At 41.2% G+C, this 12,791-nt stretch carries 12 protein-coding genes; all 12 read right to left on the bottom strand.

Translation table 11 applies throughout. The features are described from left to right. A complete protein-coding gene (gene rsgA, locus JI666_RS01555; RefSeq protein ID WP_206888251.1) occupies nucleotides 1-888 on the bottom strand; it encodes a ribosome small subunit-dependent GTPase A in 888 nt (295 codons plus the stop codon). A 10-nt stretch (nucleotides 889-898) separates the two neighbouring features. Next, a complete protein-coding gene (gene pknB, locus JI666_RS01550; RefSeq protein ID WP_206888250.1) occupies nucleotides 899-2,896 on the bottom strand; it encodes a Stk1 family PASTA domain-containing Ser/Thr kinase in 1,998 nt (665 codons plus the stop codon). After that, on the bottom strand, nucleotides 2,896-3,648 hold the full coding sequence (locus JI666_RS01545) for a Stp1/IreP family PP2C-type Ser/Thr phosphatase (protein ID WP_206888248.1): 753 nt from the start codon (nucleotides 3,646-3,648) through the stop codon (nucleotides 2,896-2,898). The genes pknB and JI666_RS01545 overlap by 1 nt, the downstream gene beginning before the upstream one ends. A 188-nt stretch (nucleotides 3,649-3,836) precedes the next feature. Further along, complete coding sequence (rsmB, locus tag JI666_RS01540) at nucleotides 3,837-5,171, bottom strand: 16S rRNA (cytosine(967)-C(5))-methyltransferase RsmB (RefSeq protein WP_206888246.1); 1,335 nt, start codon at nucleotides 5,169-5,171, stop codon at nucleotides 3,837-3,839. A 1-nt stretch (nucleotide 5,172) separates the two neighbouring features. Further along, complete coding sequence (gene fmt, locus JI666_RS01535; RefSeq protein ID WP_206888245.1) at nucleotides 5,173-6,111, bottom strand: methionyl-tRNA formyltransferase; 939 nt, start codon at nucleotides 6,109-6,111, stop codon at nucleotides 5,173-5,175. Nucleotides 6,112-6,113: 2 nt separating this feature from the next. Further along, nucleotides 6,114-6,584, bottom strand: a complete 471-nt coding sequence (gene def / locus JI666_RS01530) for a peptide deformylase (protein WP_206888242.1) — start codon at nucleotides 6,582-6,584, stop codon at nucleotides 6,114-6,116. Nucleotides 6,585-6,608: 24 nt separating this feature from the next. Next, entirely contained in the window at nucleotides 6,609-9,008 is a 2,400-nt protein-coding gene (priA, locus tag JI666_RS01525; protein WP_206888240.1) for a primosomal protein N', read from the bottom strand. Then, nucleotides 9,005-10,213: a bifunctional phosphopantothenoylcysteine decarboxylase/phosphopantothenate--cysteine ligase CoaBC gene (gene coaBC, locus JI666_RS01520; protein ID WP_206888239.1), complete on the bottom strand. Its 1,209-nt coding sequence runs from the start codon at nucleotides 10,211-10,213 to the stop codon at nucleotides 9,005-9,007. The genes priA and coaBC overlap by 4 nt, the downstream gene beginning before the upstream one ends. A 473-nt stretch (nucleotides 10,214-10,686) precedes the next feature. Continuing rightward, nucleotides 10,687-10,893, bottom strand: coding sequence for a DNA-directed RNA polymerase subunit omega (gene rpoZ, locus JI666_RS01515; RefSeq protein ID WP_211201399.1), 207 nt, complete (start codon nucleotides 10,891-10,893; stop codon nucleotides 10,687-10,689). A gap of 2 nt (nucleotides 10,894-10,895) precedes the next feature. Next, nucleotides 10,896-11,507 carry a guanylate kinase gene (gene gmk / locus JI666_RS01510; protein ID WP_206888235.1) on the bottom strand — a complete coding sequence of 204 codons (612 nt, stop codon included), beginning with the start codon at nucleotides 11,505-11,507 and terminating at the stop codon, nucleotides 10,896-10,898. A 22-nt stretch (nucleotides 11,508-11,529) separates the two neighbouring features. Next, nucleotides 11,530-11,790: an extracellular matrix/biofilm regulator RemA gene (gene remA, locus JI666_RS01505; RefSeq protein ID WP_159782328.1), complete on the bottom strand. Its 261-nt coding sequence runs from the start codon at nucleotides 11,788-11,790 to the stop codon at nucleotides 11,530-11,532. A 69-nt stretch (nucleotides 11,791-11,859) separates the two neighbouring features. After that, the gene (locus tag JI666_RS01500) at nucleotides 11,860-12,735 is read right to left on the bottom strand and encodes a YicC/YloC family endoribonuclease (RefSeq protein ID WP_206888231.1); all 876 of its coding nucleotides are present in this window, start codon (nucleotides 12,733-12,735) and stop codon (nucleotides 11,860-11,862) included. Between the last annotated feature and the right edge of the window lie 56 nt (nucleotides 12,736-12,791).

The raw sequence follows: 12,791 nt of genomic DNA, 5'->3' as shown, positions 1-12,791 counted from the left end.
TTAGTACCTCCGTTTTTGGTCCTTAATCTCTTGAAAGAAAGAAGAATAGTGATCGTAACGGTATGCTTTGATTTCTTCGTTCTCAACCGCTTCTTTCACAGCGCAGCCAGGCTCTGCTTGATGCGTACATGCTCTAAATTTGCACTGATTGCTTTTTTCTCTTATCTCAGGGAAATAAAGCCACAAATCATCTGCTTCTATCCCTCTAAAATCTAGAGAACTAAATCCAGGTGTATCAGCGACGAGACCTGAACCAAATGGAATAAGCTCAACATGGCGCGTTGTATGTTTACCACGTCCAAGATGTGTTGAAATATCATTCGTATCAAGCTCAAGTTCTGGCTTAATCGCATTCAAGAGTGAGGACTTTCCAACACCTGACTGTCCTGCAAACACGGTGACTTTCTCCTGAAAATAAGGCTCAATTTCTGCCACGCCTGATAGACTTTGGGCAGAAGAGACAAGCACGTCATACCCAATTTCTTTATAATTGTCTGCATACGCCATGATTTCATTTTCCTCTGAAGCTGAAACGAGATCAATCTTAGAGATGCAGATGATAGCTTTAATATCACTCGCTTCAATATGAACGAGGAATTTATCAAGAAGCTGGGTATTAAAAGTAGGTTGTGTAGCAGAGAAAACAAGAAAAGCTTGATCGACATTAGCAATGGGAGGCCGAACTAACTCATTCTCCCTGTCATTAACCTCTAAAACATAGCCGTCTGTTTTATTTTCTGCTTCATACACAACATAATCTCCAACAAGCGGAGTGATTTTCCGCTTCCGGAAATTCCCTCTTCCCCTGCACTGATAGATTTCTTTGTTCGCTTCATCCTGCACGTAGTAAAAGCCGCTTAACGCTTTAATAATTCTTCCATCTGCCATGTAGGACTCCTTACTCGTTTTTTTCGTATTTTTGTTTAGCCTTTTCATAGGTAATTGTTTTTGAATCCTTCTTTTTCTCTTTGCCATCAACAAGGACCTTATAAGATGCTTCTTCACCTGGATAGATGGTTAAGTCAAAGTTGAATTCTTTCGTTTCAGTTATTTTCTCTGAGATTTCTTCACCTTTGGTTGTTGAATCTTTATATAGAATTTCAATCAGGTGTTCTTCTCCCTCTTTCACATCATACGTGTATGAGCTTGGAACAACAATTGCCTGATCTTCTGGAGATGGCTCAGGCTCAGGTTCCGGTTCTGGTTCTGGCTCCGGCTCTTTCCCTTTTGAAAGGGTAAGCTTAATTTCATCGCCTTCTTCTACCTTAGCTGCCGTCCTAGGTGATTGATCCAAAACGCTTCCTTCTTCCACTGAATCACTAAATTCAGGTTCTTCATAAACAATCGTTAAACCTCTCTCACTCGCATATGTCTCAGCTTCTTCTTTCGTTAATCCAGTTATATCTTCCATGAGAGTTGGTTCAGGTCCGAGGCTAAACCAGATAACGATCCGATCTTCGGTTGGAAGAACCATCTTTCCAGCTTCAGGGTTCTGATCGTAAATTTCACCTTCAGGTTCGTCCCGGTACTCCTCTTCGTATTTCACATTTGTAAAGCCTTGCTTATCTAACAGTGCTTGCACTTCGTCTTTTGATTTACCAATGAAATCATCAAGTTCTGTCTTTTCAGCTCCCATACTTACATAGAGCGTTACTGTGCTATTTTCCTTCACCATAACACCTACGCCAGGGTCTTGACTGATAACGTCATCCTCTTCTATTTCATCGTCAAATTGCTCTTCCTTTTTCACATCAAGCTTCTGATCAATAAGCGTCGTTCTTGCTTCTTCATAGGACATACCTGTTACGTCCGGTACTTCAACTTCACTAACATAGAATAAACCTGGTATGAAGACAAAGGCTAAAGCTCCTGCTCCACCAAGAAGAAGTAGAATTAAAAATACGATTGCAGTTATTTTACCTGCCTTTTTTTTCTTTGGCTCTGGCTCAGTTTCTTGTTTCTGAACTGGGCCAAGTGGCTTTAATTCTTGCGTCTTTTCAGAGCGATCAGGTAGTACTGGACCTAGAATTTTGGTTGCTTCATCATCTGTTGACTCTATGGGCTTATCATAAACCTTCGTTGGATCTAGCGCCACTTCCAGTGCGTCAAATAATTCCTGTGCATTTTGAAAACGCAAAGAGGGTTCCTTTGCCATTGCTTTTAATATGATATTCTCAACATTTTTAGGCAGAGACGTATTGATCAAACTCGGCTTAGGGAAACGATCCTGCAAATGCTTAAGAGCTACAGATACTGGAGAGTCCCCCGAGAAAGGCAGAACACCAGTAACCATTTCATAGAAACAAACCCCAAGCGAATAAATATCAGATCGTTCGTTAGCCAAGCCTCCACGAGCCTGTTCAGGGGAAAAATAATGAACGGAACCAAGAACAGAATTGGTATGGGTTATCGTAGCTGACGTCATGGCGATTGCGATACCAAAATCCGTTACTTTCGCTTCCCCATATTCATTAATCAGTATATTATGAGGTTTAATGTCTCTGTGTATAATGTGGTTTTCATGAGCATGGTCGATAGCTGAAGTCATTTGTTTCATAATATCAACAGCTTCTTCTATCGGGAGTGCACCTCGGTTACGGATTTTCTGCTTAAGGGTAGCCCCCTCAACATGTTCCATCACGATATAATAAATATCTTCTTCTTCTCCAACATCATAAATAGAAACGATATTTGGGTGAGCTAAACTTGTAGCAGACTCTGCTTCCCTTCGAAACCGTTTAATAAAATCATCGTCGCGTGAGAATTCGGGGCGTAGTAATTTAACGGCTACTGTTCGATCAAGGATTAAATCAGTAGCTTTATACACAATCGCCATCCCACCGTCACCGATGATTTCAAGCAGTTTGTAACGCCCATTTATGTGTTTTCCTAACATTAGACTTCACTTCCTGAAGAAGGTGAGTTTTCAATAATAGCTACAGTGATATTATCTTCTCCGCCTGCCTCATTTGCTAAACGAATAAGTTCAGCCGCCTTCTCCGCGAGCAACTGATCTGAGTTCATCACGACTTCAAGCTGTGTATCTGACACTTTATTCGTTAAGCCATCTGAACAAAAGAGAGCTGCTTCTTCTTCATCCCATTCAAACGTATGAACATCTACCTTCACATTCAAATCCGTTCCGAGTGCGCGAAGCAACACATTTTTTCTTGGATGATCTTCCGCTTCTTCTTCTGAAAGCTGTCCATTTTTGACTAGTTCGTTAACAAGAGAATGATCGCTTGTTTTTTGAGATAGTTTACTATTTCCGATTAAGTATGCACGGCTATCACCGACATGTGCAATCGTAATAAACTCATTCGTACATACTGCTGCAACAAGCGTTGTGCCCATTCCAGCATATTGTGGTTTCTCTTTAGACAAAGATAGAATTGTCTCATTTGCTTGTTGGATGGTATGTAGGAGCCATGCTTCCGCTCTTCCCGGGCGAAAACCAGCTTCTTCTTCTTCCCAGCTGAGTTGAAGCGATTCAACAGCCAGTGCGCTAGCGACATCACCAGCTTGATGGCCACCCATTCCGTCCGCTACAACAACTAAATATTCTCCCAGGCTATTCTGCACTGCATTCGTACTGTCTTCATTGTATGCCCTTACTTGTCCCTGGTCTGTCAATGTTACAGCTTGCATGTGGACACCCCGTCTCCTCTACAATAATGACGCGGCGAAGATTGCTTCCTAAGGAAGCAACCCGCCTGCGCCGTTTTTTATACTTGGCTTTTTCTAGCAAGGTTGTTGTGTTTGGAAGGGCTTTACAAACCACCTTTCGCTAATTGGAGCGGAAATCAACTCCTAGCAACAACCTCTACGTTAAAGCCTTATTTTTTAACTAAGCACGCAATATAAAAGCCATCTGTGCCAAAGTATTGCGGTAGAAGTTGTAGTTGTCCACCATCGCAATACTCAGATACCTTTTCAGGCAACCTGTTCATAAGCGTCTCATCTAGTTTAAATTCTGGGTGGTCTGCCAGAAACTGTTTTACCACTTCTTGGTTTTCCGCCTCTTCTATTGTACACGTACTATAAACCAATTTTCCACCTGGTTTTAAAAGACTTGCTTGAGCATAAAGAATTCCTTTTTGGACACTCGTGATGCGATTGATATCTTCCTCTTGCTTCGACCACTTAATATCAGGCTTTCTGCGAAGGACACCGAATCCTGTACACGGTGCGTCAACAAGAATACGATCAAAGGATTTTGCTTTAAACCGTTCTGCCACGTTTCTGCTGTCGAGCGTCTCTGCTTCAATTGCACGTAAATTTAGACGTTGTGCCTGCTTCTTTATTAACTTTACTTTATGAGCATGCAAATCAAGAGAATTCACATGTCCAGATCCATTTAATCGCTCTGCAATGTGCGTTGACTTCCCACCAGGAGCAGCACAGGCATCGAGAACTTTCTGACCTGGTTCAATTCCAAGCGCTCTGGCTACAAGCATTGAACTTTCATCTTGAATGGTTAAATCACCGCGCTTGTACGCGCTTGTTTCAAGAAGTTTCCCTTCAAGGACCTTAACCCCATCCTCTGAAAGGCTTCCTGGAACAGCTTGTACGCCTTCCTTTTCAAGATCCTTAATTACTTGATCTATAGATGTTTTTGATACATTTACCCGTGCTGTCACATATGGTGCAAGAAGATTTTCTTCACACATTGCTTCTGTTGCGTCAACCCCGAGTTGATCAATCCAGCGTTTCACAAGCCAAAGCGGATGACTTTTCGCGATAGAGATGCGCTCAGCAACGTCTTCAATATCCTCAGGATTTCTAAGTCCTTTTCGTTGAGTATTTCGAAGAACGCCATTCACCATTCCACTAATGCCTTTGTGCCCACGTTTTTTAGCGATTTCGACAGCTTCATGGATAATTGCACGATCAGGTACACGATCAAGATAAATCATTTGGTAAAGGGAAAGTTGTAAGAGAGATATCACCCACGTCTGAATTCTCTTCCGGTTTGTTAGGAAATCATCTAAGTAGAAATCGAGTGTCTGCTTACGTTGTATCGTACCGTACACGATTTCAGTTAATAAGCCTGTGTCCTTACGGCTTAGCTGGTGCTTCTTAATCGTTTCATTTAATAAAAGGTTACTATAAGCTTGGTTTTTATTAATCTTTTCAATTACATCAAGTGCTGCTTCTCTTACGTTTGCCATGTTATTCACCAAATCTTTCATTTTTCTCAAATGTACGCCCTTGTAAGTACTGAGCGGATGTCATGCGTTTCTTTCCAGCTGGTTGGATATCAGTCAGTTTAATTGCGGTTCCGTTTCCAGTTGCAACAACTGGACCATCGGAATCTGTGTATAGAACTGTTCCTGGATCTGCTTCTGGTGTGCTTTCGATTTTCTCACCCCACCAGATCTTCATTACTTTGCCTTCGTACTCCGTAAAAGCCACTGGCCATGGGTGCAATCCGCGTATATGGTTGTAGATTTCTTCGCCAGACTTTGTCCAGTCAATCTTCTCTTGTTCACGCTTAATATTCGGCGCGAAAGTTGCTTCAGAATCATTTTGCTTCACAGGTGTCAGTTCACCATTTAATAGCTTAGGAAGCGTATCTTTTAATAACTGTGAGCCTGATACACTTAACTTATTGTGAAGACTTCCCGTGTTGTCGCGCTCCTCAATCGGAACGACAGATTGCGTTAGTATATCACCAGCATCTAACTTCTCAACCATATACATAATTGTAATACCTGTTTCTTTCTTCCCTTGCAGAATGGAGTAATGAATCGGCGCGCCCCCTCGAAGTTCAGGTAGTAAGGAAGCATGCACATTGATACATCCATATTCAGGCGCATCCAGAAGCTGTTTCGGAAGAATTTGTCCAAAAGCTGCCGTAACGATTAAATCAGGTTTTAAATCAAGGATGTGCTGAAGTTGTTCTGGGTCTTTCACTTTCTCAGGCTGCAAAACAGGAAGGCCGTGTCTTTCTGCTGCAACTTTAACTGGTGGAGGTGTCATCACTCTCTTTCTGCCTTTTGGTCGATCAGGCTGCGTAACAACTCCGACAATCGTATATCCTTCATCAACTAACATATCAAGCACAGGAACAGAGAAATCAGGCGTTCCCATAAATACAATTTTCGTCATACTTATTCTTCATCTCCCTCTGGCTCGATGTAACGAATGACTTTCTCAGTAAAAAGAATGCCATGCAAGTGATCGATTTCATGTTGAATGGCTCTTGCAAAGAAACCTTCCGCTTTTAACTTAAACTCTTTACCAAAGCGATTTTGAGCTTTGATTGTAATGCGATACGGACGTTCTACCTCACCAAATAACCCAGGAAAACTAAGACAACCCTCTAGATCAACCTCTTTACCTGACGACTTTATTACCTCAGGGTTAATTAGTTCTAGCGCTTCTTCTTCGCGTGTATCCACGACAGCAATTTGTTGATCAATTCCAATTTGAGGAGCAGCAAGCCCTACTCCTTCTGCGTCATACATCGTTTCAAACATGTCATCTAACAGTTCATGTAGCGCTTTATCAAACGTATCTACGGGCTTACATTCTACTTCAAGCACCTCATTTGGGTGCAATACTATTTTTCTAATGGCCAACGTTATTCTCCCTTTCCCACTTATCTACATCATCATATAAGGCTGTGTATCGATTGTCAGCTGCAATCCTCCACGGCTAATGTCTTTTGAAAAATGCTTTTGGATTTCTTTTAGATAATCATTTAAATTAGGTTCAGTTTTGTATTTTATCATGCATTGATAGCGATATCTATCTTTGATCCTTGGAATTGGAGATGCCACCGGACCTAGCACAACACTAGCATTTGATAGCTTATTCTTCAAAAAGCTTGTGATTTTCTCTGTTACGTCTACCGTTTTTGTTAACTCCTCATGTGACACGTTTACCATCGCAAGAAAATAAAAAGGAGGGTAACCAAATTGCTTTCTTGTTACCATCTCGCGCTTATAAAACGACTGGAAATCGTGTTCAGCTGCCATTTCAATGCTGTAATGCTCAGGTGTATAAGACTGAACGATTACTTCACCTGGAAGTAAATGACGCCCAGCTCTACCGCTTACCTGCGTGAGGAGCTGAAACGTTTTCTCTGAAGCTCTAAAGTCAGGTAAGTGAAGCATCGCATCACCTGCAAGAACTCCAACGAGTGTAACGTTTGGAAAATCCAGCCCTTTTGCAATCATCTGTGTCCCAAGTAGAATATCAGCTTTTCCTTCTCCAAACTGATTTAAAAGCTTCTCATGGGAACCTTTGCGTCTTGTTGTATCCACGTCCATTCGAACAACTCGTGCTTCTGGTAAAATCTTTGTTAACTCCTCTTCAACACGCTGTGTTCCAGTGCCGAAGAAACGAATATGCTCACTTTCACACTCAGGACAGTTACTAGGGAATCGTTCTTCATGCCCGCAATAATGACAGCGCATCGTTCCGTTATTCTTATGGTAAGTCAAACTAATATCACAGTGAGGGCATTCAACGACAAAACCACAATCACGACACATAACAAATGTTGAATAGCCACGTCTATTTAAAAAGAGCACCGTTTGTTCCTTTTTTTCCAGTCGATCCTTCAGTTTATCGAATAGTTCATTTGAAAACATTGATCGATTTCCTGAACGGAGCTCTTCTCTCATATCAACAATCGATACTTCCGGCATCGCCTGTTTGTTAACACGCTGTAGGAGTTCAATAAGCGTATAAACTCCTTTAGACGCTCTTGCATACGATTCTAGTGAAGGTGTTGCACTACCTAATACAACTGGACACTGGTAATGCTCACCCCTTTTGATGGCAACGTCCCTTGCGTGGTAACGGGGGTTCTCCTCTTGCTTATAACTACTTTCATGTTCTTCGTCGATAATGATGATACCAAGATTCGTAAATGGAGCAAAAACAGCAGATCGTGCCCCCACTACGACCTTTACTTCTTTGCGATGAATTTTACGCCATTCATCGTATTTTTCACCTCGTGAAAGTCCACTGTGTAATACAGCTACCTCTGATCCAAACCTACTTTTAAACCTGGTCACCATTTGAGGTGTTAATGAGATTTCTGGAACAAGTACAATTGCTTCCTTGCCTTGCTCAAGAACGCGATGAATCGACTGTAAATAAATCTCGGTCTTTCCACTTCCAGTTACACCATGAATAAGGAACGTTCCATAGAATTGATTCTCAATGCTTTCTAGAATGGGAGAAATCGCATTTTGTTGAAGATCTGTCAGCTCTAGCGCCCGAGAAGGCTTAAAGCTTCGACCTTTATAAGGATCTCGATAAAGCTCGACTTCTTCTTCTTTCAGAATACCTTTAGAAACGAGCGATTTAATCGTAGAACGTGTTGTATCCAACACTTCCATTAGCTCTTTGTATGAAACAGCTCCACCGTTATGAATAAAGAAGCTAATAATATCCTGCTGTTTCATTGCACGGTTGCCCATCTTCTCCTTCTCGTTTCGAAGTTCATCTTTTGTAAGGGCAGCAGAAACGGAGAGAATTGTTTTCGGTGCCGTTTTCTCTTTCACATCATATCGCACTTCAAGCTCGTCATTTTTGATGGCACGATTTAATTCTTTATGGCTGAAATGAGAGAGAAACTCATCCCATTTCAAGCCACTATTTTCGATCATTCTAAACCATGCTGCCTCATGATTCACTTTATTTCCAAGCACAACCCTTTTAGTCACATTCGCTTTCATCGCAGCAGGAAGCATGACCTGAAGAGCTGAAACTGCATAACATAGTGTTTTTTCTGTTAACCAGAAACCGAGATCCAATAATTCTTTCGTCAGAACTGGTGTAACATCTTTTACTTCACTAATTTCCTTTAACTTCGCGTGTTCCGATTCACTAACGACGGAAATAACAAACCCTTGGATTTTTCTAGGTCCAAACGGCACAACAACTCGCATACCAGGTTCTATCATTTCTTCCCACGCTTCTGGAATTGCATAATCAAACAGGCGATCGGTCTGATTCGCCGGTACGTCGACTATGACTTTTGCAATCATGTATGGTCCACGTCCAATCGTTTCACTTCATCTAATATTCGATTAGCCGCTTCATGTTTAGACTGAAGTGGAAGTTCGACACGCTCACCGTCTCTTCTCATAAGCGTCATCACATTCGTATCTTTATCAAATCCGGCCCCTTCTGCTTTAATGTTGTTCGCACAAATAAGATCCAGGTTCTTTTTCTCGAGTTTTTTCTGTGCATACTCATCTAGTCGCTCAGATTCAGCAGCAAACCCAACCAGAATTTGATTTGTTTTCATCTGTCCAAGCGTCCATAAAATGTCTTTTGTTCGTTCCATTTCAATCGCAATCGCATCTTCAGACTTTTTCACTTTTTCAGAAGAGACGAGCGCTGGTCGATAATCAGCTACCGCCGCTGCTTTAATAACGACATCCGCTAAATCCGCTGCTTTAATCACTGCCTGAAACATATCATCGGCTGTGACAACGTTAATTCGCTTTACGTTCTCTGGAGTCGGAAGTGACACAGGTCCTGCAATCAGCGTAACTTCCGCTCCGCGTTTTGCAGCCTGTTCAGCTAGTGCAAACCCCATTTTGCCAGATGAGTAATTTGTAAAATAGCGCACTGGATCTACCGCTTCTCGCGTTGGACCAGCTGTTATAACGATTTGCTTTCCTTCTAAATCGTTCGTTACACTTTTAAAGTACGTTCCAAGCGTTGAAAGGATATCTTCAGGTTCTGCCATCCGGCCTTTACCAACGTATCCACATGCAAGTAAACCTTCTCCAGGTTCAAGAAAATGGCATCCAAAAGACTTTAATGTATCCATGTTTTTCTTCACAGCGGGATGGTCATACATATGTACATTCATAGCAGGGGCAACCCACACTGGTGCCTCAGTCGCAAGTAAGGTTGTCGACATCATATCATCGGCTATACCATTTGCTAACTTACCTATCATATTTGCTGTTGCAGGTGCAATTAGAACGAGATCTGCCCAGTCTGCAATATCGATATGTGCAACTGACGATGGGTCTTTTTCTTCAAAAGTGTCCCGGTATACATCATTTCGAGATAGGGTTTGAAAAGTAAGCGGCGTTACAAATTCACTAGCGGAATTTGTCATCAACACCTTCACCTCAGCACCTGTTTGATACAATTTACTAGTAAGCGCAGCTGCCTTAAACACAGCAATCCCCCCACTTACACAAAGCAATATCTTCTTCCCTTTGAGACTCATCAAACATCACCTTCCATCTCAATAGTTAACATAATGTGGTTATGGTTATCTTTTTTTGAAATTTTAATTAATATTATTAGGCTCTTTTCGTAAACTTTGTTGCTATAAGAGGTGCGGTTGACTTCCGCTCCTGTGGGGTCTCACCTGTCCCGCTAGTCCCGCAGGAGTCGAGCACCTTCCGCTCCAATCAACTACGAAGTGAGGTTCTCTATAAAAAAATCATAAAACAACAATCTTTTAGAAAAGAGCCTATTATTATTGCTCGATTTTGGGCTCATTCGATTGAAACCTAAGTTTCAATCGCCTTTCAGCTCTGCTGAAAGGTCACCATGTTTGGCAGAATCGAATGAGCAAATTTATTTGCTCTAATCGATTCTGACAAACATGGTGTAAATGAGCACAAAATCAACTTCGGGTAATATGAGAAGCAAGAAAAAAATAACAACCTATTCTCATAGGTTGTTACTTCTACATCAATCTTCTATCATTCCGTCAGCAAGCAATTTGCCATCCATTACTTCCTCAAGTGCTTTACCAACAGCTTTGACCGACTTAGGACGGTCCACATAAACATTACCAGTCTGTTGAATCACACGTGCTCTTTTTGCAGATAGCGTTGCAAGTGTGTATTTAGAATCAATTCTGTCCATTAATGAATCAATCGATGGATATAAAATCATAATTAAACCTCCGTTACATTCTTATATTTATGTGCAAGGCGATCACGTCTTAGGTGTTCTGCTGTAATGATAGCATGAATTCGCTCACAAGCTAACTCAACTTGATCATTTTCGACGATATAGTCATATTGATCAATTAATTCAATCTCTTCTTTCGCAACACCCATGCGGTTATCAATCAAATCTGTTGATTCTGTTCCGCGATTGACAATGCGATTTCGAAGTTCAGAAAGACTTGGGGGCATTAAGAAAATAAATGCTCCTTCGGGAAAATGCTTTCTTACTTGTTTGGCTCCCTGTACTTCAATTTCAAGGAGAACATCTTTCCCTGATTGCAGTGTTTCTTCCACATAATCAACTGGAGTACCATAGTAGTTTCCTACATAATGAGCGTATTCAAGTAGTTTATTGTTTTCAATCATACTTTCGAACTCATCGTGTGATTTAAAGAAGTAATCTACACCGTTCACTTCACCTTCACGTGGCTTACGGGTTGTGACAGAGATTGAATACTGCACTTCCTCCGCGTTCTGCATGAAAGCTTTCCTTACCGTTCCTTTTCCAACTCCTGAAGGGCCAGAAAGAACAATTAATAATCCACGTTCTTTTTCCATACTAACCTCCACTTTATAGATCTTACTCGTCTGATAGCTCATCTTTATTAACAAGACGTTGAGCTACTGTTTCAGGCTGAACAGCTGAAAGAATAACATGATCACTGTCAGAAATAATAACAGCGCGTGTTCTACGTCCATACGTTGCATCTACAAGCATATTGCGATCTCTCGCAACTGTTATTATTCGTTTGATTGGTGCCGATTCTGGACTAACAATTGAGACTATTCGATTCGCATTAACAATGTTCCCAAATCCGATATTAATTAATTTAATACTCATGGTTGTTCCTCCCGGGAATCTCAATTCTATTTTTACACCAGTAAGGTGATTTTAAACAAGTCTCACAGGCTATTCAATATTTTGAACCTGCTCACGAATCTTTTCCACTTCGCTCTTAAGATCAACAACGTGCTGGCTAATCTTATGGTGTGAAGACTTGGAACCGATCGTATTCAGCTCCCTATTAATTTCCTGCACTAAGAAATCAAGCTTCCTTCCTACGACACCATCATTAGTAAGAATATCATGGAATTGTGCTAGATGACTATGGAGCCGCGTGATTTCTTCGTCTACACTCGCTTTATCCGCAAGAAGAGCAACTTCAGTCAAAATACGTCCTTCATCAACTGATTCGAGCTCTTTAAATCCTTCTAGTCGACTGCGAATTCTCTTCTCAAAGGACTCAGTTACTTCATGTGAAAGTTCTGAGATGGATAAGATGCCAACTTGCATTCGTGATAACTTCTCACGAATATCTTGATCGAGAGCTTCGCCTTCTTTACATCTCATCTCAATAAGAGCCTGGATGGCTTGATCAAGCGTTGTAAAGAAAATGTCTTCGAATTGTTCTAGATTGCTTTCTGTCACCTGTACTTGAAAAACATCCTCTAGATGAAGAATTTGTGAGGTAGCTAAGTCATCTAAGCTATAGCGATCCTTAGCCTGCTTTACTATTTTTATGTACTGATCAAACAGCTCCCAATCTACCGTCACTTTTTTCGAGTTAAACCCTGCACCTTCTATCGTTACATACAGGTCAACTTTCCCACGTAATAGGTAGCTTTGGATTGCTTTTTTTATATCTCCTTCTAAAGACAGGAGCGCTTTAGGCATGCGAAATGAGCCATCGAAGTATCGATGATTCACGGATTTAATTTCGACAGTTAGTTGAACGTCGTTGTGTTCATACGATGCTCTTCCATATCCAGTCATGCTCTTAATCATTTTATCACATCCAATTGCTATTCTAACCAATTGTACCACTTCATCAAACTGAAACA

The sequence above is a fragment of the Bacillus sp. NTK071 genome, from assembly GCF_017303315.1.
In the GTDB taxonomy this organism is placed as follows: domain Bacteria; phylum Bacillota; class Bacilli; order Bacillales; family Guptibacillaceae; genus Guptibacillus.
The sequence above is the reverse complement of the archived record's forward strand: the minus strand, read 5'-3'. Positions and strand labels throughout refer to the sequence as shown.